The 25,358-nt window shown below is 73.7% G+C and carries 17 protein-coding genes; 11 read left to right on the forward strand and 6 right to left on the reverse strand.

Annotated elements, in window-relative coordinates; translation table 11 throughout:
* Window positions 1-33: 33 nt before the first annotated feature.
* Window positions 34-1,212, forward strand: a complete 1,179-nt coding sequence (gene moeZ, locus ACFOSY_RS03625; protein WP_006134955.1) for an adenylyltransferase/sulfurtransferase MoeZ — start codon at window positions 34-36, stop codon at window positions 1,210-1,212.
* A 104-nt stretch (window positions 1,213-1,316) separates the two neighbouring features.
* Here the strand turns inward: moeZ and ACFOSY_RS03630 are convergent, their stop codons facing one another.
* The 3 genes from ACFOSY_RS03630 to ACFOSY_RS03640 form a co-directional block, all read right to left on the reverse strand.
* Complete coding sequence (locus ACFOSY_RS03630) at window positions 1,317-2,828, reverse strand: alpha/beta hydrolase (RefSeq protein WP_394305239.1); 1,512 nt, start codon at window positions 2,826-2,828, stop codon at window positions 1,317-1,319.
* A 164-nt stretch (window positions 2,829-2,992) separates the two neighbouring features.
* Window positions 2,993-4,543, reverse strand: a complete 1,551-nt coding sequence (locus ACFOSY_RS03635; protein WP_394305240.1) for an alpha/beta hydrolase — start codon at window positions 4,541-4,543, stop codon at window positions 2,993-2,995.
* 115 nt (window positions 4,544-4,658) lie between these two features.
* Window positions 4,659-7,439 (reverse strand): lysylphosphatidylglycerol synthase transmembrane domain-containing protein, encoded by a 2,781-nt coding sequence (locus tag ACFOSY_RS03640; protein ID WP_394305241.1) that lies wholly within the window; start codon window positions 7,437-7,439, stop codon window positions 4,659-4,661.
* 188 nt (window positions 7,440-7,627) lie between these two features.
* Here ACFOSY_RS03640 and ACFOSY_RS03645 point away from each other — a divergent pair, with 188 nt between their 5' ends.
* The 5 genes from ACFOSY_RS03645 (at window position 7,628) to nudC (ending at window position 18,085) form a co-directional block, all read left to right on the forward strand.
* Window positions 7,628-8,014 carry an MGMT family protein gene (locus tag ACFOSY_RS03645; protein ID WP_394305242.1) on the forward strand — a complete coding sequence of 129 codons (387 nt, stop codon included), beginning with the start codon at window positions 7,628-7,630 and terminating at the stop codon, window positions 8,012-8,014.
* Window positions 8,015-8,271: 257 nt separating this feature from the next.
* Window positions 8,272-11,733, forward strand: a complete 3,462-nt coding sequence (locus ACFOSY_RS03650) for an ATP-dependent helicase (RefSeq protein WP_394305243.1) — start codon at window positions 8,272-8,274, stop codon at window positions 11,731-11,733.
* Between the two features lie 148 nt (window positions 11,734-11,881).
* Window positions 11,882-15,532 (forward strand): UvrD-helicase domain-containing protein, encoded by a 3,651-nt coding sequence (locus ACFOSY_RS03655; RefSeq protein WP_394305244.1) that lies wholly within the window; start codon window positions 11,882-11,884, stop codon window positions 15,530-15,532.
* A 47-nt stretch (window positions 15,533-15,579) separates the two neighbouring features.
* On the forward strand, window positions 15,580-16,992 hold the full coding sequence (locus ACFOSY_RS03660) for a dipeptidase (protein WP_394305245.1): 1,413 nt from the start codon (window positions 15,580-15,582) through the stop codon (window positions 16,990-16,992).
* A 148-nt stretch (window positions 16,993-17,140) separates the two neighbouring features.
* Window positions 17,141-18,085 (forward strand): NAD(+) diphosphatase, encoded by a 945-nt coding sequence (gene nudC, locus ACFOSY_RS03665; protein WP_394305246.1) that lies wholly within the window; start codon window positions 17,141-17,143, stop codon window positions 18,083-18,085.
* Between the two features lie 83 nt (window positions 18,086-18,168).
* Here the strand turns inward: nudC and ACFOSY_RS03670 are convergent, their stop codons facing one another.
* Window positions 18,169-18,411: a mycoredoxin gene (locus ACFOSY_RS03670; protein WP_006134964.1), complete on the reverse strand. Its 243-nt coding sequence runs from the start codon at window positions 18,409-18,411 to the stop codon at window positions 18,169-18,171.
* Window positions 18,412-18,604: 193 nt separating this feature from the next.
* On the opposite strand from ACFOSY_RS03670, the gene ACFOSY_RS03675 reads away from it, so the two are divergent.
* The 5 genes from ACFOSY_RS03675 (at window position 18,605) to ACFOSY_RS03695 (ending at window position 22,496) form a co-directional block, all read left to right on the forward strand.
* Entirely contained in the window at window positions 18,605-20,815 is a 2,211-nt protein-coding gene (locus ACFOSY_RS03675) for an ATP-dependent DNA helicase UvrD2 (RefSeq protein ID WP_394305247.1), read from the forward strand.
* 162 nt (window positions 20,816-20,977) lie between these two features.
* On the forward strand, window positions 20,978-21,292 hold the full coding sequence (locus tag ACFOSY_RS03680) for a hypothetical protein (RefSeq protein WP_225657013.1): 315 nt from the start codon (window positions 20,978-20,980) through the stop codon (window positions 21,290-21,292).
* A gap of 171 nt (window positions 21,293-21,463) precedes the next feature.
* Window positions 21,464-21,832 carry a WhiB family transcriptional regulator gene (locus ACFOSY_RS03685; RefSeq protein ID WP_006134966.1) on the forward strand — a complete coding sequence of 123 codons (369 nt, stop codon included), beginning with the start codon at window positions 21,464-21,466 and terminating at the stop codon, window positions 21,830-21,832.
* On the forward strand, window positions 21,829-22,152 hold the full coding sequence (locus ACFOSY_RS03690; RefSeq protein ID WP_006134967.1) for a hypothetical protein: 324 nt from the start codon (window positions 21,829-21,831) through the stop codon (window positions 22,150-22,152). Before ACFOSY_RS03685 ends, ACFOSY_RS03690 begins: the two co-directional genes overlap by 4 nt.
* 134 nt (window positions 22,153-22,286) lie before the next feature.
* Window positions 22,287-22,496 carry a hypothetical protein gene (locus ACFOSY_RS03695; protein WP_394305248.1) on the forward strand — a complete coding sequence of 70 codons (210 nt, stop codon included), beginning with the start codon at window positions 22,287-22,289 and terminating at the stop codon, window positions 22,494-22,496.
* Between the two features lie 42 nt (window positions 22,497-22,538).
* Here ACFOSY_RS03695 and ACFOSY_RS03700 read toward each other — a convergent pair whose 3' ends face one another.
* Both ACFOSY_RS03700 and ACFOSY_RS03705 read right to left on the reverse strand, forming a co-directional pair.
* Window positions 22,539-23,906, reverse strand: coding sequence for an ABC1 kinase family protein (locus ACFOSY_RS03700; RefSeq protein WP_394305249.1), 1,368 nt, complete (start codon window positions 23,904-23,906; stop codon window positions 22,539-22,541).
* Window positions 23,899-25,146 carry a ThiF family adenylyltransferase gene (locus tag ACFOSY_RS03705; RefSeq protein WP_394305250.1) on the reverse strand — a complete coding sequence of 416 codons (1,248 nt, stop codon included), beginning with the start codon at window positions 25,144-25,146 and terminating at the stop codon, window positions 23,899-23,901. Before ACFOSY_RS03705 ends, ACFOSY_RS03700 begins: the two co-directional genes overlap by 8 nt.
* Window positions 25,147-25,358: the final 212 nt, after the last annotated feature.

The following is a 25,358-nucleotide window of genomic DNA, read 5'->3' on the forward strand; positions in this document are numbered from 1 at the left end:
AACCGTAGTGATCGACCGACCAACGGAGTCCTTGTGTCGCTGCCACCCCTGGTCGAGCCGGCCCCCGAGCTCACCGTAGACGAGGTCCGCAGGTACTCCCGCCACCTGATCATCCCCGACGTGGGCATGGACGGGCAGAAGCGGCTGAAGAACGCCAAGGTGCTGTGTGTGGGCGCCGGCGGCCTGGGCTCGCCGGCGCTGATGTACCTGGCCGCCGCGGGCGTGGGCACGCTCGGCATCGTGGAGTTCGACGAGGTCGACGAGTCGAACCTGCAGCGCCAGATCATCCACAGCCAGGCCGACATCGGCCGCCCCAAGGCCGAGTCCGCCCGTGACTCGGTCAAGGGCATCAACCCCTATGTGAACGTCGTCCTGCACGAAGAGCGGCTCGAGGCCGACAACGTGATGGACATCTTCAGCCAGTACGACCTGATCGTCGACGGCACGGACAACTTCGCGACCCGCTACTTGGTCAACGACGCCTGCGTGCTGCTGGGCAAGCCGTACGTGTGGGGTTCCATCTACCGTTTCGACGGCCAGGCCTCGGTGTTCTGGTCGGAGCACGGCCCCTGCTACCGCTGCCTCTACCCGGAGCCCCCGCCCCCCGGCATGGTCCCCTCCTGCGCCGAGGGCGGCGTCCTGGGCGTGCTGTGCGCGTCCGTCGGCTCCATCCAGGTCAACGAGGCGATCAAGCTGCTGGCCGGCATCGGTGAGCCGCTGGTCGGCCGTCTGATGATCTACGACGCCCTGGAGATGCAGTACCGCCAGGTCAAGGTCCGCAAGGACCCCGACTGCGCGGTCTGCGGGGAGAACCCGACCGTCACCGAGCTCATCGACTACGAGGCCTTCTGCGGCGTCGTGTCCGAGGAGGCCCAGGCGGCGGCCGCCGACTCCACGATCACTCCGAAGCAGCTCAAGGAGTGGATCGACGACGGCGAGAACATCGAGCTCATCGACGTCCGCGAGCCGAACGAGTTCGAGATCGTCTCCATCCCGGGCGCCCGGCTGATCCCCAAGAACGAGTTCCTCATGGGCAACGCCCTCGAGGGCCTGCCGCAGGACAAGAAGATCGTCTTGAACTGCAAGACGGGTGTCCGCAGTGCGGAAGTCCTCGCGGTGCTGAAGTCCGCGGGCTTCGCCGACGCCGTCCACCTCGGCGGCGGCGTCATCGGCTGGGTCAACCAGATCGAGCCGGAGAAGCCGGTCTACTAGGCCGCACCACTGGCCGGACCGGTCCACGGGACCGCGCCGGCCGTCACCGGGTCCCCGCCGGGGGCTCCGGGCGCCACATCGGGCGCCCGGAGCCCCCGACGCCGTTACGAGCAGACCTTGCCGTCCTGCGGCACCGTGCCGTCCAGCAGATAGGCGTTCACCGTCGAGTCGACGCAGTCGCTGCCGCTGCCGTAGGCGCCGTGGCCCTCCCCCTTCCAGGTGAGCATCACCCCGACGCCCTCGCCCAGCTCGTCCGCCATCCGCCGCGCTCCTTCGTACGGGGTGGCCGGGTCGCCCGTGTTGCCCACGACCAGGATCGGCTCCGCGCCCGGAGCGCTCACCTCCGGCGTCTCGAACTGGCCCGGCACCGGCCAGTCGTGGCACCAGCCCGCCGTGTCCCAGCCCAGGAACGGACCGAAGACGGGGGAGAGCTTCTCGAACTCGGGCAGCAGCCTCTTCGTCTCCTCGAGCGTCGGCCGCTGCTTGTCGTCCAGGCACGATATGACCCGCTGGGCGTGGGTCGTGGTGCCGTAGCCGCCCGAGGCGTCCCGCTCGTTGTACCCGTCGGCGAGGGCCAGCAGCTCCGTGCCGTCCCCGTCCTGGGCCGCCTCCAGCGCGCTGGTCAGCGCCGGCCAGCTGGCCTCGCTGTACAGGGGCAGCACGATGCCGATGATCGCCAGGGACTGCGTCAGCTCCCGGCCGGAGGAGGACGTCGGCAGCGGCTCGGCGTCGATCCGGTCCAGCAGGTCCGCGATCTCCCGCGAGCCCTCCTCCGGGTCCTGTCCGGTGGACCGCAGGTAGTTGTCGAGGGCGGTCTGGAAGCCGCGGGTCTGGTTCTTGGCGTGGCCGATCGCGTCGGCCGTCGGGTCGACCACCGCGTCCAGCGTCATCCGGCCCACCGTGTCCGGGAAGAGGTGGGCGTAGACCCCGCCGAGCTCGGTGCCGTAGGAGATGCCGAGGTAGTGCATCTTCTCGTCGCCGAGGGCCTGCCGGATGCGGTCCATGTCACGGGCGGTGTCGGTGGTCGAGACGTGCGCCATCAGCTTCCCGGCGGCCTTCTGGCAGCCCTTGCCGAAGTCGGCCGCGTCCGCGAGGTAGACCCGCTCCTCCGCCGGGGTGTCCGGGGTCCCGTCCACGGAGGACTCGGCGGCCTCGATGGCCTTGTCGTCCCGGCAGCGCACGCCGCCGCTCCCGCCCGTCCCGCGCGGGTCCCAGCTCACCAGGTCGTACCGCTCACGCAGGTCGGCGGCCGTCTCGGCGTAGGCGGGCAGGGTGGCAACGCCCGAGCCGCCCGGCCCGCCGAAGTTGAACAGCAGGGAGCCGATGCGGTCGTCGCCCGTCGCCTCGGCGCGGATGAGGGCCAGGCCGATCGTCTCGCCGTCAGGCTTCGACCAGTCCAGCGGCACCTTGAGCGTGGCGCACTGCCACTCGTCGCCAGGTGCCGGCCCGTCCGCGGTCGCCTCGCAGCGCCCCCAGTCGAGCGCGCTGTCACCGCCCCTCTTGTCGTCCTTGCCGGCGGAGTCGTCCTTCGACGGTCCCCCGCCCCCGCCGCCACAGCCGGCCGTCAGCAGTGCGGCGGCGGCCGTCAGGGCCGCCCACCGTGTGAACCGGGTCATCTGCCACATCCCCCCTCGCGGGCCGTCCGCGTCGTGCGGCGAACGGCTGTCCCGACATCGTAGGCAGGTCCGGCGTCGGCCGGGGAGGCCTGTGGAAAACCCTCTGAGCTGGGCTTTCGAGCGGAGGTCTGCCGTGCCCCGCCGTCGTCGCGCGGCTGGGGCCGTCAGGGACAGACCGTTCCGGCCTCCGGTACCTCGCCGTCCAGCAGATAGCCGTGGACCGCGTTCCGCACGCAGCGGTCCTCGCTGTTGTAGGCGCCGTGTCCCTGCCCGTTGTACGTGAGCTCCACCCCGACCCCCTCACCGAGCGCCTTCGCCATGCTGCGCGCCCCCTCGTACGGGGTGGCCGGGTCGCCGGTGTTGCCGATCACCAGGATCGGGGCCGCGCCCGGAGCGCTGACGTCCGGATGGTCGGCGGCGCCCGGCACCGCCCAGTCGGTGCAGGTGATCAGGCCCCAGGCCATGAAGTCCCCGAAGACCGGGGACGCCTTCCTGAACTCGGGCAGCAGGCGCTCCACGTCCGCAGGGGTGTAACGGGGCCTGGCGTCGGCGCAGTTGATGGCGACGTTGGCGGGCACGAGGTTGCTGTACTCGCCGTTCTCGCCGCGGCCGTTCATCGAGTCGGCCAGCACCATCAGGGTCGTGCCGTCACCGTCGTACGCCTGCTCGAGGCCATCGGTGAGGAACGGCCAGAAGTCCTTGGAGTACAGCGCCTGCGCGATGCCGCTGGTCGCCATCGTCTCGGTGAGCTGGCGGGGGAGGATCCCGGGGACGGGCCGGCGGTCCAGGTCCCGCAGCAGCCGGGCGATCCGGTCCTTCACGTCCTGGGCGCTGTCGCCGACGGGGCACTCCTCGACCTGGGAGACGCAGTCCTCGGCGTAGTTGTCGAGGGCGCGCTGGAAGCCCCGCGCCTGCCCGAGCGAGGCCTGCTCGTAGTTCTGCGCCGGGTCGACGACCGCGTCGAACACCGCGCGGCCCACCGTGTCGGGGAAGAGGTGGGCGTAGACGCCGCCGAGTTCGGTGCCGTAGGAGATGCCGAAGTAGTACAGCTTGTCGTCGCCGAGGACCTGGCGCATCAGGTCCAGGTCGCGGGCCGCGTCCGTGGTGCGCACGTGCGGCAGGATCCGCCCGGAGTTGTTCTCGCAGGCCGCGTTGAACTCCTCGGTGCCCTCCAGCAGCTCCGTGCGCTCGGCGCTGTCGTCGGGGGTGCCGTCCTGCTGGAAGTGCTCGTCGAGCTGCTGGTCGTCCTCGCAGGTCACGGGCGCGCTGCGGCCCACCCCGCGGGGGTCGAAGCTCACCAGGTCGTACCGGGTGCGCAGGGTGGCGTAGTCCTGGCCGAACGCGGGCAGCGTGGTGACGCCGGACCCGCCGGGGCCGCCGAAGTTGAAGATCAGCGAGCCGATCCGCTCGCTCCGCGGGCCGCTCGACCGGACGCGGATCAGGGCCAGGCCGATGGTGTCGCCGTCCGGGTCGTCCCAGTCGAGCGGCGCCTTCAGCGTGGCGCACTCCCACTGGCCCCGGGCGCCCGGCAGCGGCGACGGCGACGCACCTCCGCCCTGGGCCTCGTCCGGGGCGGGGCAGGCCGTCCAGTCCAGCTTCTGCCGCGTCAGGTCCTGGCCCGCGCCGTCCTCCTCGGCACAGCCCGCCAGCAGTGCGGGCAGCAGGAGGGCACAGGCGGACAGAGCGGCGGCGCGCAGCCGGAAGGGGCGGGACATGTCCCCATCCTGCGGTCGCCCGCGGCGCGGCGCGCGAGGCACGGGCCGTCCGGGGGAAGGCCGCGCCGGGGCACGGGCCGTGTGGAGGGGGGCGCTCGGCCGGCGTCTCAGCCGGTCACAGGGCCGCTTTGCGCGTGAGGTGGTTGAAGGCGAGCCAGCCCGGCAGCACCGGAAGCCACAGCGTCAGCAGCCGGAAGAGCAGCACGGCGGGCGCGGCGACCTCCTTGGGCAGGCCGACCGCGATCAGACCGACGGTCAGCGTGGCCTCCACGGCGCCGACACCGCCCGGCGTGGGCGCGGCGGACCCGAGGGCGTTGCCCGCGAGGAAGACGACGGCGACGCTCGCGAGGCTGACGGAGGTCGACTCGTCGCCGAACGCCCGGATCGAGGCGTCCAGGCACATCACGAAGCAGGCGGTCAGCAGCAGCATGCCGCCGATGCCGGTGATCAGCTTCTGCGGGCGCTGGAGCACGTCGAGCATGCGCGGCACGACGCCCGCGAACAGCGACCGCACGCGCGTGACGACGAACTTCCGCAGGAACGGCACCGAGGTCACCACGAGCACCAGCACCGCGACCGTCAGCAGACCGCCGATGACCGTGCGGGACGGCGACAGCGAGGGCGTCTTCTCGGTACCCGTCAGATAGCCGAACGCCAGCAGCATCAGGATGTGGCAGCCGAGCCCGAACAGCTGCGACGCGCCGACGCTCGCCACCGCGAGCCCCGGACGCACTCCCGCGCGCTGGAGGAAGCGGGTGTTCAGCGCGACGCCGCCGACCGCGGCCGGGGCGACGATCTTCACGAAGGACCCGGCGACCTGGGCCGCCACGGTGCGCGGGAACGGCACCCGCTCCGGCACGAACCCGAGCAGCGCCATCGCCGCCGCGACATAGCTCAGCGCCGAGAACAGCACCGCCGCGGCCACCCAGCCCCACTCCGCGTTGGAGATCAGCGGGCCGAACTCGATGTGGGTGAGCTGCGTCAGCAGGAAGTACGCGCCGATCGCGCCGGCGATCAGACTGATCAGCGTGCGCGGACGCACCCGCTCCAGCCGGGCCGGCTCGACCGGGGCCTGCGGCCTGATCCGCAGCACCTCCTGCCGGATCTGGCTGAGCAGATCCTCCTCACGGGCCTCGTCGAGCGCCTCGTCGATGGCCCGCTTCTCGGCCCGTTGCTCCGCCCGCACGGCCTTCTTGTCGGTCTTGTCGGCCTTCTCGAGTGTGACGGGGCCGGTGTCGTCGGCGTCGTGCGCGCGTGCCGGGCGGGACTGGCGGGAGGCCTCCAGGACCGCCTCGCGTTCCCGCTCGGCCCGTTCCCGGGCGAGCCGGCGCAGCGTCGCGCGCGTGGAGCGGCTCAGCGCGATCGGCTGGAGCATCGGCAGGCAGTCCGCCACGGCGTCGGGGCCGAGGACGTTCAGCGCGGAGGTCACCGCGCGTTCGGCGCCCACCCGCAGTCCCAGCGTCACCAGCAGCTGGGAGACGTCCATGCGCAGCAGCAGGTCGCCGGCCGCGATCTCCCCGCCGCGCAGGTCGGTGAGGATCACCGTGCCGGAACGATCCACCAGGATGGCGTCGCCCACCAGCCTGCGGTGCGCGATACGGCGGGACTGGAGCGCCTTCACCTGACGCCAGGTGTCCCGCAGCAGCTCGTCGGTGATCTCGTCGTCGGCCAGCGAGTCCAGCGAGCGCCCGCCGGTGTGCTCGTAGACGAGCATCACCGCGTCGGGGCCCAGCTCCGACGTGGCGATCAGCTTGGGCGCGTTGGCGCCGGCCGCGATGGCGGCGTAGGCCAGCAGCGCCTCCTGCTCCAGCGCCTGGCGCAGCGACTGGAGGCTTCTGCGGGTGGCGAAGCCGCGCAGCGCCAGGTTGCGCCACGCGCGGTAGAAGAACCCCTGCGCCTGCTGCTCGCGGTCGACCACGGTGACGTCCAGCGGCGCGCCGTCCTCCAGGGTGACGAAGTAGCGCCGCCCCCGGTCGCCGCCCTCGGCGGTGTCGGCGGCCTCCTCGCGGGACGCGGTCACCGGGCGGAAGCCGACCGTCCGGAGCCCCGCCATCAGCGTGCGGCCGGTGGGCCGGACGTTGGGCGAGCCGACCGCGTAGAGCGTGCCGTAGGCGACGGTCCAGCCGATCAGCACCGTGAGGATGATCGAGAACGGGGTGGTGTACCCGGTGACCAGCATCGAGAAGGCGTCGAGCAGCAGCACCACCCACAGCACCGCCCGCCACCGTGGTCTGCGGGACATGCCGACGGCGGTCATGTACGCGATGACGGGGGCGAGATAGCCGTGCACCGGGTCGGTGAGGGCGTGGATGTCACCGGGGGAGGGCTGGGTCAGGGCGTCCTGGATCGAGTCGGGGGCGGCCCGCGCGACCCACAGGTCCGTGGCGAGGGTCACCCCGTGCGCGAGCACGGCGGCCAGCACACCGTCGGCGATCCGCAGCCCGTCCCGTTTGATCAGACGCTCGATCGCGAAGGCCACCGGAACCAGCAGGATGGCGATGCTGGACGCCAGGCCCGCGATCTTGATGAGCAGGTCGGGCGCCTGTCCGGTGCCCTTGTTGATGTCCTGTTCGAGCCCCGAGGTGGTGCCGTGCGCGAACGCGGCGATCGCCAGCAGCACCACGACCGCGAGCACGCCGCCCACCAGCCGCATGAGGTCCGACGGGCGGTGCACGCGCGCGGGGAGCAGCGGTTCGTCGCCCTCCACCTCGTCGATGTGCGCGACGTCCCGGTGCGCGCCGCCGGGCCCTGCCGCGCCGCCCGGTTCTTCCTTCGTGTCCGGCTCTTCCGTCGTGTCTGGCTCGTCCGTCGTGTCCGGCTCTTGAGCGGTGTCCGGGCGCGACGAGGCGTCAGGGGTGCCCTCCGTGTCCTCGGGGTGCGCACCCTGCTGCTTCATCGTCTCTTCTCGATCTCGTATCACCGGTCACCGCCCGCACGATGGTGGCATGCCGTACCGCCACAAGGGGGCATCAGGGTCCACAAGCGGGGCGGCACAGTCTGCCCGAAGCGCTGCTCCGGGGCGAGTCGCCCGCGCGTGTCCGCGGACGCGCCGCGTTGTCGGTGGGGTGGGGCAGGATGGTCCGGATGAGCCAGGAGAGTCTTCCGTCCGACGGCGGTCCGGAGCCCCCGGACACCCTGCCCGCGTACGCCGAGCGGGTCCTGGAGGTGGCCGAGCTGATCCCGCCCGGGCGCGTCATGACGTACGGGGACGTGGCCGAGTGGCTGGGGGAGGGCGGGCCCCGGCAGGTGGGGCGCGTGATGGCGCTCTACGGCGGGGCCGTCCCCTGGTGGCGCGTGGTCCGCGCGGACGGCGTGCTGCTGCCCGGCCACGAGCTGCGGGCCCTCGGTCACTACCGCGCGGAGGGCACACCGCTGCGGGAGGCGGGCCGGGCGGCTCAGGGCCATGTGCCACGCCTCGACATGAGACGCGCGCGGTGGGACGGCGGCGCGGACACCGGGGGTCACACCTGACAGCTTCCGCCATCCCCGCCGCCGCCGTGTGACGTGTGATCCTTCAGGGGGACATGAGGCACATCCGCGGCATGACGTACGTTCGTGAGTCGAGGGACGCGGGTGCCAGGAGTGACGGGAGGGAAGAAGCGGAAACCCTGCTTCCGATCCGGTCCCGGGCGTAGCGTCGGCTGCGCGTGGCCCCCTCACCCCTCGACCACCGCCCCGCACACGCGGCGCAGCGCCCCACAGCACACCCACCAGGACCGGCGAACCACGTGAGCTCCTCTTCCTCCACCAGCGGCCTGTCGCACCCCCCGGTGCGGCGGGGGAGCCGTGGCGCCTATCGACTGGTGCGTACCCCGCCGGCCCGTGTGGATCCCCCTTCACTGGACGCCGCCCAGCGCTCCGTGGTTGAGCACGGCTTCGGACCGCTGCTCGTCCTCGCAGGTCCGGGCACCGGCAAGACAACGACGCTCGTCGAGTCCGTGGCCGCACGCATCGCCCGCGGCGGCGACCCCGAGCGCATCCTGGTGCTCACCTTCAGCCGCAAGGCCGCCGTCGAGCTGCGCGACCGTATGGCGCTGCGCATCGGCGCCGCCCGCGCCCCGCAGGCGACGACCTTCCACTCCTTCTGTTACGCCCTGGTCCGCGCCCACCAGGACAGCGACCTGTTCGTGGAACCGCTGCGGCTGCTGTCCGGACCCGAGCAGGACGTCACCGTGCGCGAGCTGCTCGCCGGCCAGGTGGACCTGGAACGGCTCGGGCTGTCGCACGTGCGCTGGCCCGACGAGCTGCGCGCCTGCCTGACCACCCGCGGCTTCGCCGACGAGGTCCGCGCCGTGCTCGCCCGCAGCCGCGAACTCGGGCTCGACCCCGGCGCCCTGGACGCCTTCGCCCGCCGTATCGGCCGCCCCGACTGGCGCGCCGCCTCCGCCTTCCTCGCCGAGTACCTCGACGTCCTCGACCTCCAGGGCGTCGTCGACTACGCCGAACTCGTCCACCGCGCGGTGCTCCTCGCCCGGCGGCCCGAGACCGCCGGGCAGCTCGCCGGCCGCTACGACGCCGTCTACGTCGACGAGTACCAGGACACCGACCCCGCCCAGGTACGGCTGCTGCACGCCCTGGCGTCCGGCGGCCGCACCCTCGTCGCGTTCGGCGACCCCGACCAGTCGATCTACGCGTTCCGGGGCGCCGACGTCGGCGGCATCCTGGAGTTCCCGCACGCCTTCCCGCGCGCGGACGGCCGCCCCGCGCCCGTCCAGGTGCTGCGCACCTCCCGGCGCTCCGGCGCCGCGCTCCTGGAGGCCACCCGGCTGATCACCCGGCGCATGCCGCTGCCCCGGCTGCCCGCCGAGAAGGTCCGCCTGCACCGCGAGCCGGCGCCCGTGCGCGAGGGAGGCCGGGTCGAGGTGTACACGTACCCGACGGCCGGCACCGAGCTGGACAACATCGCCGACATCCTGCGCCGCGCCCACCTGGAGGACGGCGTCCCCTGGAACGACATGGCGGTCCTGGTCCGCGCGGGCGCCCGCACCCTGCCGACGGTCCGCCGCGCCCTCACCTCCGCGGGCGTCCCCGTCGACGTCGACGGCGACGACCTGCCCCTGCGCCACGAACCGGCCGTCGGCCCCCTCCTGACCGCGCTGCGGGCGGTGGCGAGGGCGGAGGAGGCCGGCCGGGCCGGCGCGGTGGAGCCGCGCGGTACGCGGGGTACGCAGGGCGGCGCCGGGGGCGTGGTGGATGCCGGCGCGGGCGAGACAGAGGCCGGTTCCGGCGAGGCGGGCCCCGGTCCCGGCGACGTAGGCACCGAAGGCGGGCCGGACTCCGGCCAGGGCGGGCACCCGGCCGGCGGCGACGAACCCTGCTGGCTCGACACCGAGACCGCTCTCACCCTGCTCACCTCCCCCCTCGCCGGTATGGACGCCGCCGATCTGCGGCGGCTCGGGCGCGCGTTGCGTGAGGAGGAGCGGGCGGCCGGGAACCCCCTGCCGCCGCCCTCCGACGAGCTGCTCGCCCGCGCGCTGGCCGAGCCCGAGCGGCTCGCCGTGCACGACCCCGGCTACGCGCGCGGTGCGCAACGGCTCGGCGCCCTGCTGCGCCGGGCCCGCGAGCGCCTGGCCGGCGGCGGCACGGCCGAGGAGGCCCTCTGGGAGCTGTGGGACGGCACCCCGTGGCCGCAGCGTCTGGAACGCGCCGCCCGCCGGGGCGGCGCGGCCGGCCGTAACGCCGACCGTGACCTCGACGCCGTGTGCGCGCTGTTCGCCACCGCCGCCCGCGCCGAGGAGCGCACCGGAGGCCGGGGCGCCCTGAACTTCCTCGAGGAGATCGAGGCCGAGGACATCGCCGCCGACACCCTCACCCGGCGTGCCGCACGCCCCGACGCCGTACGCCTGATGACGGCGCACCGCTCCAAGGGCCTGGAGTGGGGCCTCGTCGTCGTGGCCGGCGTCCAGGAGGGCCTGTGGCCGGACCTGCGCCGCCGCGGCTCCCTGCTGGAGGCCGACCGCATCGGCCGCGACGGACTCGCCGAGCCCCTCACCCCCGGCGCGCTGCTCTCCGAGGAGCGCCGCCTGTTCTACGTCGCCGCCACGCGCGCGCGTGACCGCCTCGTCGTGACGGCCGTGAAGGCGCCGTCCGACGACGGCGACCAGCCCTCCCGCTTCCTCACCGAGCTCGGCGTCGACCCCCGGGACGTCACCGGACGCCCGCGCCGCCCGCTGTCCGTCGCCGCGCTCGTCGCCGAACTGCGGGCCACCACCGTCGACCCCCGCGTGTCCGACGCCCTGCGCGAGGCCGCCGCCCGGCGGCTGGCCCGGCTGGCCGCGCTCGCCGACGAGGACGGCCGCCCCCTGGTGCCGTCCGCGCACCCCTACCGCTGGTGGGGCATGTACGAGCCGACGCACAGCAAGGTGCCGCTGCGCGACCGTGACCAGCCCGTGGTGCTCTCCGGCAGCGCCCTCGACCAGCTCGCCAGCACCTGCGCCCTCCAGTGGTTCCTGGGCCGCGAGGTGAAGGCCGACGCGCCCGCCACCGCGGCCCAGGGCTTCGGCAACGTCGTCCACGTCCTCGCCGACGAGGTCGCCTCGGGGACAACGCCCGCCGACCTCGACGTCCTCATGGAACGCCTCGACTCCGTGTGGAACGCCCTCGCCTTCGACGCGCCCTGGAAGTCGGCCCAGGAGAAGGAGAACGCGCGCGTGGCGCTCGAACGGTTCCTGAAGTGGCACGTCATGGACCGCACCGGACGCACCCCGGTGGCCAGCGAGCACGACTTCGACGTCACCCTGGAGTCCGGCGACTACCAGGTCCGCATCCGGGGCCAGATGGACCGCGTCGAGGCCGACGGCGAGGGCCGCGCCTACGTCGTCGACTTCAAGACCGGCAAGCAGGCGCCCAGCTCCAAGGAGGTGGAACGCCACCCCCAGCTCGCCGTGTACCAGCTCGCCGTCCGCGAGGGCGCCGTCGACGAGGCCTTCGACGGCGTGCGCCCCGAGCCGGGCGGCGCCGAGCTCGTCCAGCTGCGGCAGGGCGCCGCCAAGCGGGACGGCGGCGAGACCCTGCCCAAGGTGCAGGCGCAGGAGCCGCTGGAGGGGGAGTGGGTCGGCGACCTGCTGGCCACCGCCGCCGGCAAGGTCCTCGACGAGCGGTTCACCCCGACCGCGGGCCAGCACTGCGCCCACTGCGCGTTCCGCGCCTCGTGCAGCGCCCGCCCCGAGGGCCGCCACGTCGTCGAGTGAGTCGTCGGGTGAAGCGCGTCCACGGCGCGCGTGACGTGTCGCAAGCGCGCGTGACATATCGCACCACCCCCGCCGCCGACCTGCGCTTCCTCCTCGCCGACGGGCTCGGTGGGCCCGCGTTGTCAGCGGCCGCCGCTAGATTCTCGGTGTGCCCGCCCGTATCACCGATCCCGACCAGCTCAAGGAGCTGCTCGGGATTCCGTTCACCCCGGAGCAGACGGCCTGCATCACCGCGCCGCCAGCCCCGCAGGTGATCGTGGCCGGAGCGGGCTCCGGCAAGACGACGGTGATGGCGGCCCGCGTGGTCTGGCTGGTCGGCACCGGCCAGGTCGCCCCCGAGCAGGTCCTCGGCCTCACCTTCACCAACAAGGCCGCCGGCGAGCTAGCCGAACGCGTCCGCACGGCCCTGGTCAAGGCCGGCGTCACCGACCCCGACCCCCTCGACCCGGACGACCCCCCGGGCGAGCCGGTGATCTCCACGTACCACGCCTTCGCCGGCCGGTTGCTCACCGACCACGGGCTGCGCATCGGCCTCGAACCGACGTCCCGGCTGCTCGCCGACGCCACCCGCTACCAGCTCGCCGCGCGCGTGCTGCGCGAGGCGCCCGGCCTCTACCCGGCCCTCACCCGCTCCTTCCCCGACCTGGTGGGCGACCTCCTCACCCTCGACGCCGAGCTCTCCGAGCACCTGGTGCGGCCCGAGGACCTGCGCGCCCACGACGCAGGACTGCTGCGCTCCCTGGAGAACGCCAAGCTCAGCAACGCCGACCTGCGCAAGGTCCCCGAGGCCGCCGCCGCCCGCCGCGAGCTCGCCGAACTGGTGCTGCGCTACCGGGCCGCCAAGCGCGAACGCGACCTCCTCGACTTCGGCGACCAGATCGCGCTGTCCGCCCGGCTCGCCACCCTGCCCGAGGTCGGCCGCCTGCTGCGCGACGAGTTCCGGGTGGTGCTCCTCGACGAGTACCAGGACACCTCGGTCGCCCAGCGCGTCCTCCTCGCGGGCCTCTTCGGCGGCGGCACGGGCCACCCGGTGACCGCCGTCGGCGACCCCTGTCAGGCGATCTACGGCTGGCGCGGCGCCTCCGTCGCCAACCTCGACGACTTCCCCGAGCACTTCCCGCACGCCGACGGCCGTCCCGCCACCCGTCAGTCGCTCAGCGAGAACCGCCGCAGCGGCGGCCGGCTGCTCGACCTCGCCAACGGCCTCGCCGAACCGCTGCGCGCCCTGCACGCGGGTGTGGAGGCCCTCCGCCCCGCCCCCGGCGCCGAGCGCGACGGCATCGTCCGCTGCGCCCTGCTGCGCACCCACGCCGAGGAGATCGACTGGCTCGCCGACTCGCTCGCGCACCTGGTGCACACCGGCAAGGCCCCCGGCGAGATCGCCGTCCTGTGCCGCACAGCCACGGACTTCGCGGAGATCCAGGCCGCCCTGGTCGCCCGTGACGTGCCCGTCGAGGTCGTCGGCCTGTCCGGGCTGCTGCACCTGCCGGAGATCGCCGACCTGGTCGCCGTCTGCGAGGTCCTCCAGGACCCCGGCGCCAACGCCTCCCTCGTCCGGCTGCTGACCGGCCCGCGCTGGCGGATCGGCCCCCGCGACCTCGCCCTGCTCGGCCGCCGCGCGCGCCGGCTCGTGTCGCACGCGCGCGTGGACGGCGACGACGACCCCGACCGGCGGCTCGCCGAGGCCGTCGAAGGCGTCGACCCCGCCGAGGTGATCTCGCTCGCCGACGCCCTCGACACGTTCCTGGAGAGCCCCCTGGAGGGCGGCGGGGACGACGACGGGCTGCCCTTCTCGCCCGACGCGCGCGTCCGCTTCGCCCGCCTCGCCGCCGAGCTGCGCGACCTGCGCCGCTCCCTCGCCGACCCGCTGATGGACGTACTGCACCGGGTGCTCGCCGTCACCGGCCTCGAGGTCGAGCTGTCCGCGTCCCCGCACGCGCTGGCGGCCCGGCGCCGGGAGACCCTGTCCAACTTCCTCGACGTCGCCGCGTCCTTCGCCGCCGGCGACAACGAGGCCACCCTGCTCGCCTTCCTCGGCTTCCTGCGGACCGCCGCCCAGTACGAGAAGGGGCTGGACAACGCGCTGCCGGGAGGCGAGAACACCGTCAAGGTGCTCACCGCCCACAAGTCCAAGGGCCTGGAGTGGGACGTCGTCGCCGTCCCCGGCCTGGTCACCGGCGCCTTCCCGAGCGACCGGGGCCGCGAGAAGTGGACGGCCCAGGGCAAGGTGCTGCCGCACGCGCTGCGCGGCGACGCCGACACCCTCCCCGACGTGGCGTCCTGGGACTCCCGGGGTCTGAAGGCCTTCCACGAGGCCATGAAGGACCACCAGCACACCGAGGAGCTGCGCCTCGGCTACGTCACCTTCACCCGCCCCCGGTCCCTGCTGCTCGGCTCCGGCCACTGGTGGGGTCCCAGCCAGAAGAAGCCGCGCGGCCCCTCCGAGTTCCTGCTCGCCCTCCACGACCACTGCGCCGCCGGGTACGGCGAGATCGAGGCGTGGGCGGACGAACCCGCCGAGGACGAGGAGAACCCGGCGCTGCGGCAGGCCGGCGACGTCCAGGCGTGGCCGCTGCCCCTGGACGACGCGGCCCTCGCCCGGCGCCGCGCCGCCGCCGCGACCGTCCTCGCCCACCTCGACCGCCTCGCCGCCGACCCGTACGGCGCGGCGGCCGTCCACGACCCGGACGCCCACGACGACCCGGACTGGCCGTCCCCGCCGGACGACGACGAGCCGTACCCGGAGGACTTCCCCGACGACCCGTACGCCGACGACCCGCACCCCGACGACTCGTACCGCGACTCGTACCGCGACGACCCGCACCCGGGCGAGCCCCACCCCGACGGGCCCGCCGCGCCGGACGCCGACCCGGCGGACCTCGGCCTCGCCGACTGGGACGCGCTGCCCACCGAGCGCCCCGTCGTCCCGCACCAGGCGTCCGCCCCGGACGAGCCCGCACGCCCCCGGCCGGACCACCCCGCGCCGGCCGAGGCGCGCCTCACCCCCGAGGAGGCCCGCACCGTCGCGTCATGGGACCGCGACCTGGACGCCCTCACCGGGGAGCTGCTGCGCGCCCGCGACACCGTCACCGAGGTCCCGCTGCCCGCCTCCCTCACCGCGTCCCAGCTGCTGCGGCTCGCCGCCGACCCCGACGGCTTCGCGCGGGAGCTGGCCCGCCCCATGCCGCGCCCGCCCCAGCCCGCCGCCCGCCGCGGCACCCGCTTCCACGCGTGGGTCGAGGCGCGCTTCGAGGAGCTGACCCTGCCCCTGCTCGACCCCGACGAGCTGCCCGGCGGCGACGCCGAGGTCGCCGACGAGCAGGATCTGGAGGCGCTCAAGGAGGCGTTCGAGCGCACCGAGTACGCCCACCGCACGCCCTTCCGTGTGGAGGCGCCGTTCCAGCTGTCGATCGCCGGCCGTGTCGTCCGGGGCCGCATCGACGCCGTGTACCGGCACGAGAACGCCGAGAACGCCGAGAACGCCGAGAACGCCGAGGACGGCGACACGGTCACGTACGAGATCGTCGACTGGAAGACCGGCCGGGGCCGCACCGCCGACCCGCTCCAGCTGGCCGTCTACCGGCTCGCCTGGGCCGAGCAGCAGGGCGTCCCCCCGGAGTCCGTCACCGCCGCGTTCCTGTACGTCCGCACCGGCGAGGTGGTCCGGCCCGAGCGGCTTCCCGGCCGCGCCGAGCTGGAGCGGCTGCTGCTCGACGATCCGGACGGTGAGACACCGCACGCCCCGGACGGTGTCACACCGCATGCCCCGGACGGTGACATACCGCACGCCGCACGGTGAGATACCGCACTCCGAGGACACCCCCGCGGGCGGATAGGCTCGTAGCCATGAGCCAGCACGTTGACAATGCCGTCGACGCCGTCCGGACCTACATCGCAGACCACCGCACGGCGTTCCTCGACGACCTGTCCGCGTGGCTCCGCATCCCGTCCGTCTCGGCCCAGCCCGATCACGCCCCCGACGTGCGCCGAAGCGCCGACTGGCTCGTCGCCGCCCTGAAGGACACCGGCTTCCCCGCCACCGAGGTCTGGGACACCCCGGGCGCCCCGGCGGTCTACGCCGAGTGGCCCAGCGACGACCCCGACGCGCCGACCGTCCTCGTGTACGGCCACCACGACGTGCAGCCCGCCGCGCGCGAGGACGGCTGGAACAGCGACCCGTTCGAGCCGGTCGTCCGGGACGGCCGCCTCTACGCGCGCGGGGCCGCCGACGACAAGGGCCAGGTCTTCTTCCACACCCTGGGCCTGCGCGCCCACCTCGCCGCCACCGGCCGCACCAGTCCCGCCGTCCACCTCAAGCTGCTGATCGAGGGCGAGGAGGAGTCCGGCTCCCCGCACTTCCGGGCGCTCGTCGAACAGCACGCGGACCGGCTCGCCGCCGACGCCGTGATCGTCTCCGACACCGGCATGTGGTCCGAGGACACCCCGACCGTCTGCACCGGCATGCGCGGCCTCGCCGAGTGCGAGATCCGCCTGTACGGCCCCGACCAGGACATCCACTCCGGCTCCTTCGGCGGCGCGGTGCCCAACCCGGCCACCGCCGCCGCCCGGCTGGTCGCCGCCCTGCACGACGAGCAGGGCCGCGTGGCGGTCCCCGGCTTCTACGACGGCGTGGTCGAGCTCACCGACCGTGAGCGTGAGCTCTTCGCCCGGCTGCCCTTCGACGAGGAGCGGTGGCTGCGCACCGCCAAGTCGCACGGCACCGGAGGCGAGGCGGGCTACAGCACCCTGGAACGCATCTGGGCGCGCCCCACCGCCGAGGTCAACGGCATCGGCGGCGGCTACCAGGGCCCCGGCAGCAAGACGATCATCCCGTCGTCCGCGATGGTGAAGCTCTCCTTCCGGCTGGTCGCCGGACAGGACCCCGCGCACATCCGGGACGCGGTCGCCGCCTGGGTGCCCGGCCGGCTGCCCGAGGGCGTCCGGCACGAGATCACCTTCAGCCCGGCCACCCGCCCCTGCCTCACCCCGCTCGACCACCCCGCCCTCCAGTCGGTGGTCCGTGCGATGGGCCGCGCCTTCGACAAACCCGTGCTGTTCACGCGCGAGGGCGGATCCGGCCCGGCCGCCGACCTCCAGGACGTCCTCGGCGCACCGGTGCTCTTCCTCGGGATCTCCGTCCCGTCCGACGGCTGGCACGCCCCCGACGAGAAGGTCGAGCTGGACCTGCTGCTCAAGGGCGCCGAGACCAGCGCCCACCTCTGGGGCGACCTCGCCGAGCACTGGCGGCACGCCCCCTGACCACCCACGCCGTCCGAAGCGGGCGCCCGCGCGCGGCACACTGGAAGAGCCGCGCCACCGCCGCGCCCGCAGGACCCGGTCCCTCCCGCCCTCGTCCGCCAGACCACCCGCGACCCGATCCGTTCCACCGGGGGAGTTGGAAGCACCCGTGACCACCAGGACCGACCACACCGCCGACCGGCCCATCTCGCTCACCGCCCCGAGCGGCATCGACCGCGCCGCCCACCACCGGCTCGACGAGGCATGGCTCGCGGCGGCGTGGAGCCACCCCTCGACCCGCTGCTTCGTGGTCTCCGGCGGCCAGGTCCTCATCGACGAGGCACCGGACGGGCGCACCGAACTCGTCATGACCCCGTCCTTCGAGGCCCCGCTCACCGAGGCCCACCGCTACTTCCTCGGCATCGACGAGGACGGCGTCAGCTACTTCGCGCTGCAGAAGGACTCCCTGCCCGGCCGGATGGACGACTCCGCCCGCCCCGCGGGCCTGCGCGAGGCCGGACTGCTGCTGTCGCCCCGCGAGGCGGGCCTGATGGTGCACGCCGTCGCCCTGGAGAACTGGCAGCGGCTGCACCGCTTCTGCTCCCGCTGCGGCGAGCGCACCGTCATCGCCGCGGCCGGGCACATCCGCCGCTGCCCCGCCTGCGGCGCCGAGCACTACCCGCGCACCGACCCCGCGGTGATCATGGCGGTGATCGACGACAAGGACCGCATCCTGCTCGGCCGTCAGGTCCACTGGCCCGAGGGACGCTTCTCCACGCTCGCCGGGTTCGTCGAGCCGGGGGAGGCGATCGAGCAGTCGGTGCGCCGCGAGGTGCACGAGGAGGTCGGCATCGCCGTCGGCGAGGTCGAGTACGTCGCCAGCCAGCCCTGGCCGTTCCCCTCCAGCCTCATGCTCGGCTTCGTCGCCCGCGCCACGTCCTTCGACATCACCGTGGACGGCGACGAGATCCACGAGGCCCGCTGGTTCTCCCGCGACGAACTGCGCGCCGCCTTCGACTCCGGCGAGGTGCTCCCGCCCTACGGCATCTCGATCGCCGCCCGGCTGATCGAACGCTGGTACGGCGAGGACCTGCCCCTCCGCAGCGCCTTCTGAGCCGAGGGACCCGCACACGACGAAGCGGGGCGGCCGGTCCCCTGAGGGACGGCCGCCCCGCTTCGATGTGTACGCGGCGGGCTTCAGACGCCGATCTTCTGCTTCACCTGCGCGAGCGAGGGGTTGGTGAGCGTCGAGCCGTCCGGGAACAGCACGGTGGGCACCGTCTGGTTGCCGCCGTTCGCCTTCTCCACGAAGGCCGCCGACTCGGGGTCCTGCTCGATGTTGATCTCGGTGTACGCGATGCCCTCACGGTCCAGCTGGCTCTTCAGCCGGCGGCAGTAGCCGCACCACGTGGTGCTGTACATCGTCACAGTGCCCTGCATGCCTCTCGCGCTCCTTCGGCGGCTCGGGGAACTCCTCGGTCTCCCGGGGAACGTACTTGAAAGCGCAGGCATTCCCGCCGCCGCCCCGGCCCCCGTGGCCCATCCCGTGACGCTTGTCGCATTCGTACGACCGCGACCCCTTCCCTGTGGACAACCGGCTCACCTGTCCCGGGCGACCTGGCAGCATGGCGGTGTGACAGCAGCAACGCACTCCACCCTCTTCCCGCGGGTACCGGACTCGGCCGACGCGGTGCTCGAAGGTCTCGACCCCGAGCAGCGCGCCGTCGCCACGGCGCTGCACGGACCGGTGTGCGTGCTGGCGGGCGCCGGTACCGGCAAGACCAGGGCCATCACCCACCGCATCGCCTACGGGGTGCGCGCCGGCATCCTCCAGCCCTCCAGCGTCCTCGCCGTCACCTTCACCAACCGCGCCGCCGGGGAGATGCGCGGCCGGCTGCGCCAGCTCGGCGCGGTGGGCGTCCAGGCGCGGACGTTCCACTCCGCGGCCCTGCGCCAGCTCCAGTACTTCTGGCCCAAGGCGGTCGGCGGATCCCTGCCCCGGCTGGTGGACCGCAAGATCCAGCTGGTCGCCGACGCGGCCGCCGCCTGCCGGATCCGCCTCGACCGGGGAGAGCTGCGGGACGTCACCGCCGAGATCGAGTGGTCCAAGGTCACCCAGACCGTCCCCGCCGACTACACGGCCGCGGCCGCCAAGTCCGGCCGGGAGGCGCCCCGCGACCCCGCGGAGATCGCCCAGCTCTACGCCGCCTACGAGGAACTCAAGCGCGAGCGGTCCGTCATCGACTTCGAGGACGTCCTGCTGCTCACGGTCGCCGTCCTCCAGGACCGGCACGACATCGCCGAGCAGGTGAGGGCGCAGTACCAGCACTTCGTCGTCGACGAGTACCAGGATGTCAGCCCCCTCCAGCAGCGCCTGCTGGAGCTGTGGCTCGGCGACCGGGAGAATCTGTGCGTGGTCGGCGACGCCAGCCAGACCATCTACTCCTTCACCGGCGCGACCCCGGACCACCTGCTCGACTTCCGCGTCCGCCACCCGGGCGCCACCGTCGTCAAGCTCGTCCGCGACTACCGCTCGACGCCCCAGGTGGTCCGCCTGGCCAACGGGCTGCTCGCCCAGGCGAAGGGCCGCGCCGCCGACCACCGCCTCGAACTGGTCTCCCAGCGCCCCGCCGGACCCGAGCCGGTCTTCACCGAGTACACCGACGAGCCCGCCGAGGCCGAGGGCGCCGCCCGCCGCATCCGCGAGCTGATCGCCTCGGGCGTCCCGGCGAGCGAGATCGCCGTCCTGTTCCGCACCAACTCCCAGTCCGAGACCTACGAGCAGGCCCTCGCCGACGCCGGCGTGCCCTACCAGCTGCGCGGGGCCGAGCGGTTCTTCGACCGCCCCGAGGTGCGCAACGCGATCAACGCCCTGCGCGCCGCGGCCCGCTTCGGGGGCAACGACTCCCTCCTCGACGACGCCCCCGACCTGCCCTCCCAGGTGCGCGCCGTGCTCTCCGGCAAGGGCTGGACGCCCCAGCCGCCCGCCGGGTCGGGCGCGGTCCGGGAGAGCTGGGAGTCCCTCGCCGCCCTGGTGCACCTCGCCCAGGACTTCGCCGCAGCCCGGGCCGGCGCCACCCTCGCCGACCTCGTCGTCGAACTGGACGAGCGGGCCGGCGCCCAGCACGCCCCCACCGTCCAGGGCGTCACGCTCGCCTCGCTGCACGCGGCCAAGGGCCTTGAGTGGGACGTCGTCTTCCTGGTCGGCGTCGCCGAAGGCATGATGCCGATCACCTACGCGAAGACGGACGAACAGATCGAGGAGGAGCGCCGTCTCCTCTACGTCGGGGTCACCCGCGCCCGCGAGCACCTCCACCTCTCCTGGGCGCTCTCCCGCTCCCCGGGCGGCCGCCCCAACCGGCGCCCCAGCCGCTTCCTCACGGGACTGCGCCCCGGCTCGCAGGCCGGCGCGGGCCGCGCGGGCGCGGCCGGCGCGGGAGGGGTCGAGCGCGGCTCCTGGACGGCGGCGGCCACCGCGGTCCCCGAGCAGCCGCCGCGCCGCAGGCAGCGCACCCCCGCCCGCTGCCGCGTCTGCGGCCGCACGCTGACCGACGGCGGCGAGATGAAACTGATGCGCTGCGAGGACTGCCCCTCCGACATGGACGAGGGTCTGTATGAGAGGCTGCGGGACTGGCGCGGTGAGCAGGCGCGGCGCAGCGGGCAGCCGGCCTTCTGCGTCTTCACCGACAAGACGCTGATCGCGATCGCCGAGGCGGTCCCCGACGACGAGCACGAACTGGCCCGCATCCCCGGTGTGGGCATGCGCAAGCTGCGCCGCTACGGGTCCGATGTACTGGCCCTCTGCGCGGGCCGGGACCCCGCCCAGGGACAAGATCAGGACTGACGCGAACTCGTCGGAAAAATAGTTTGCGCATGCCCCGGGAATCCCCATAGGTTCTTAGCCACGGGGACAGCGGCCTTCTCGGAGGCCCTGATTCCGTGTTGTACTTGCATATCCGCGGACCGGTTCGCCCGGTCCCCTAGACGCCGAGAGGAGGCGAGCCCAGTGATCAGCATCAACACCAGCACCAGCGTCAAACTGACCGATCGCTCGGCCGTCTCCCTGTGCATTCTCGGCGCCTCGAACCAGGGCACCGGTCTGTCCGGCATTCGTGCCGTGCGTCCGGCGTCCTCCCTCGCTCCCGCGGGCATTGCCGTCCGTGAGCGCGATGAGCGACCGACCAAGGCACTGGAAGCAGTAGCGGCACAGGCGCAGGCCTATGCCTTTGCGGCGGCCGGTGCCGGATTCCGGAAGCAGACGACGCAGCACCACCAGATGTGGGCCTTCCGTGGGCCAGAACCCTGGAGTGATCCAGCCTGATGCGATCAGGCCGGCGCCTTCAGGGCCGCGGAACCCCATCCGGGATCCGCGGCCCTTCTGTTTGCCCCGAACGGGGAGACAGGACAAGGCGCCTCGGGACAAGAAAAGAACCCGGTACCAGCCGCACACCCGGCCGACCGGCCGGAAACGACCAGACGAGGAAGACCAGCCGTGCAACTCGAAGCGCACGCCCCGTCCGTACCGCCTTCCGACACGATCCCCAAGCCCGGCTCCACGGAGGACCCGACCTTGACTCCGCTCACCGCGCTCACCGCGCTCGACGACGCCATCGAGAACCTCGGCGTACCCGTCCCGTGCCGCTCCTACGACCCGGAGGTCTTCTTCGCCGAGTCGCCCGCGGACGTCGAGTACGCCAAGTCCCTCTGCCGTACCTGCCCGCTGGTCGAGGCCTGCCTCGCCGGCGCCAAGGAGCGGCGCGAGCCCTGGGGCGTCTGGGGTGGCGAGCTGTTCGTCCAGGGTGTGGTCGTCGCCCGGAAGCGGCCGCGTGGCCGCCCGCGCAAGAACCCGGTTTCGGCATGAACACCCGCGGAACGATCGACCGTCCCCTCACGCACGACCCCCAGAAGCAGGCCCCGATGACGCCGTCCACCCACGAGCCCGCAGGCTCCGCGACCGAAGACTTCACCACCAGCGGTGCGAACGACTCGCGCCAGAACAGGACCCGAGAGATGCAACTCATCCCAGAAGCCCTGGCTCGTGCGCATATGCACGACCGACTGCTGGAGGCGCAGCGGGAGAGGCAGGCCACCGGCCTGCTGACCGCGCGCCGCATGCAGCGCCGGGCCGAGCGCGCCTCGCGGCGCGCCCGCCGGGCGCTCGCCATGGCGGTCATGCAGTAGGGCACGCCGCCTGAAGCGACGGCCTCCCCAGCCGGAGGCCCCGATCTCCCCGCGGGGGCCGGACCGTGTGAACGGTGCGGCTCCCGCGGTGCGTTGACACCGCGGCGGTCTCCGCGCGGAGTTATCGTCGCCGCGTGACCAGTCCTCACGAAGGCGACGGCGACGAGGGCTCCGCCACGGAGCCCGAGCCGCCGGCCTGCGCCCGCTGCGGTGTCCGCGCCGCCGGCCCGCCGCCGACCTGGACCCTCTCCGTGGAGAACGGCGTCCGCCTGCACTACTGCGAGCGCTGCTCCCGCGAGAACCTGCGCGCGATCGAGGGGCGTCTCGACTCGCAGTGGTGGTGAACTCCGCCGCGCCTCACGCGCACCGGGCCGCCCCGCGGGCGGTCAGGCCTGCGCCGCTTCCTCCTCCTCGCCCGGCTCCCCGGCGACGAACCCGGGGAGCCAGTCCTCCAGTTCCTCCCGCAGCCGCACCGTCGCGCCGAGCTGGCACAGCACCCCGATGGTGCTCAGCGTGACCCGGTGGATCAGCAGATACGCCGGCGGCAGGTTGAGCTGCTTGGCCAACTGGTGGGCGGGGGACCGGACATCCGCTATCCGGGCGGCCTGGCCGCGCATCCAGCCGCGGGTGAAGGTGAACGCCTCGACCCGCGCCGGCTCGATGATCGGCGAGAGATAGTCGAGCACCGCGTCGGGGTCCAGCTCCACCGACTCCTTGACGAAGCCCTCCGCGCAGAGCATCTCGTAGACGGCCTCCGCCTCGCCGTCCAGTGTCATCCGCAGCGCCTCGCCGATGGGGGCGGGCAGTCCGCCGGGGAGCCGGTCGACCGTGCCGAAGTCCAGGACGCCCAGGCGCCAGTCGTCCTCACCGCCGGGACCTCCGGGCAGCAGACGGAAGTTGCCCGGGTGCGGGTCCGCGTGCAGCAGGCCGGTGCGGGCGGGGCCGGAGAACAGGAAACGGGCCAGGAGCTGCCCGGCACGGTCGCGCTGCGCCTCGGTGCCGTCCGCGATGACCTCCGACAGCGGCGTGCCGTCCATCCACTCGGTGACCAGCACCTGATCGCTCTGGTGCACCACGTCCGGCACGACCACGTCCGGGTCGCCGGCGAACTCCTCGGCGTGCGCACGCTGCGCCTGCGCCTCCAGGCCGTAGTCCAGTTCCTCGGAGACCCGGTCCTTGAGCTCCGTGATGAGCGGCTTGACGTCCATGCCGGGGACCAGCGGGCCCAGCAGCCGCGCGAAGCGGCTGAGCTGGTTGAGGTCGGACAGCAGGGCCTCGCCGGCGCCGGGGTACTGCACCTTGACCGCGACCTCACGGCCGTCGTGCCACACCGCCCGGTGCACCTGGCCGATGGAGGCCGCCGCGGCCGGCTTGTCGTCGAACGTCCGGAACAGCTCCTGCCAGTCCTCGCCCAGCCGCTCCTTCAGCACCCCGTGCACCGTGCGGGTCGGCATCGGCGGGGCGGCCTCCTGAAGCTTGGTCAGGGCGGCCCGGTACGGTCCGGCGACCTCCTCCGGCAAGGCCGACTCGAAGACCGACAGGGCCTGGCCGAACTTCATGGCGCCGCCCTTGAGCTCGCCCAGCACCTTGAACAGCTGGTCGGCGGTGCGCTGCTGAAGCTCCCGGCCGACCAGCTCCGCGGACTCGCCCACGATCCGCTTGCCGAGTCCCCAGGTGGCCCGCCCGGCGAAGCCGAGCGGGAGCGCGGCCAGCTTGGCGGTGCGGGTGACCGCCTTGCGGGGAAGATCAGACATGCGCCCTCCAGGTCCTTGCCGGCCGCTCCGCGTCCGCCTGACGGCGTGACCCCTTCGACGGCCCGTGCCCGGCCATTGTCTCGTGCGACCCCCCGTCGGCGGAGGTGTGTTCTCCCTTACCTTTGTCCGGGCCTTTGTCAGCCCCGTCCGGGCCGGCGCCCGCGGCACCGCACGGGCAGCGGCGATGCGGCACGACAGGGCGCGGCTGCCAGTGCAGCTGCGGGAGGGTCACCTCCCAGCGGGCACCCGCGCTGGACGGAATCCGTCCGTCGAGGAAGGCCAGCGCGTGCGCGGCGGCCAGCCCGGCCACGGTCGAGGCCAGCGCGAGGTCGCAGGCGCCCACCCTGCGCTGCTGGCCCGAACGCCACTGTGCCACCAGCCGCGGCCAGGCCGGGTCCCGGTCGATCCGGTCCTCCTGGAGACAGCCCGCGCACGCCGTCTCCCCGGGCAGGACCAGCGGACCGACCACACCCGTGCCCTCCACCACCCCGGCATGGAGATGAGGCGTGCCCGACGCCAGGAGCGGCTCGGCGGACACCGGGTCCGGCGTGTGCACGGCGACGTCGTCCCGCGGAGCGAGCACCACCAGGGAGCGGCCGGTGGCGTCCTCGGCCAGGGGCGAGCGGGCGGCGCGGCGCGGCGGGCGGTCCGGCGCGCACCGGCGTACGAGGCGGCGGGCCGCGTCCTCCCTGCGCTCGCCGGCCGCCTCCGCGGGCAGCCCGCCCGGTGCCACGTCCCACGGCTCCACCCGGCCGACGTCCCGCACCTCGACCTCGCCGACGCCCGCCCCCGAGAGCAGCGCCGCCACCGCCGCCCCCACCCGGCCCGCGCCTCTGACCTGCACCCGCATGCTCCGCCGCGCCGCCAGCGCCCGCAGCGGGTCGCCCGGCCCGGCGGTGGTCAGGCCGAGCGAGGCCCAGTCCGGACGGAGCCGGTCCAGCACCTCGGGGCTCCCGCGCAAGGCGTCGGCGGCCGGACCGCCGCCCCGGGAGTCGTCCAGCAGCCCCGCCCGTGACAGCCGCCGCACCAGCCGGTCGACATGACCGTCGGGCAGCTCCATGCGCCGGCTCTCCTCGCGCAGCAGCTCCAGTCCCCGCGTGCCGTCGAACAGCTCCAGCAGGCTGCCCGTGGCCGTGTCCACCGGACCCAGGGTCAGCGCCTGTGCCGGTGTCATCCCGAACTGCACGGTGTTGCGGTCGCGCCAGCCGCGCCTGAGGGCGGGCTTGAGCATCGGATGCATGACTGACCCCCGTCTGTCCTGATACGTGCCTGCGAACAGGCCTGATGCCTGCCCGGCACCGGGCCGGGTCCGACGAGGGTCCCGGCCGGCGCTGCCAGCATGCCCCGGGCCGCCGAGGCGCCGTCACAAGTTGTCCACAGGTGCCCGAATTCGTCGTACAAATCCGGCGCTCGGTGACCGGATCGTCGGAGAAGCGTCCCGGAGCCGGGACT

The organism is Streptomyces lusitanus, from assembly GCF_042647945.1.
Lineage (GTDB): Bacteria > Actinomycetota > Actinomycetes > Streptomycetales > Streptomycetaceae > Streptomyces > Streptomyces pseudogriseolus.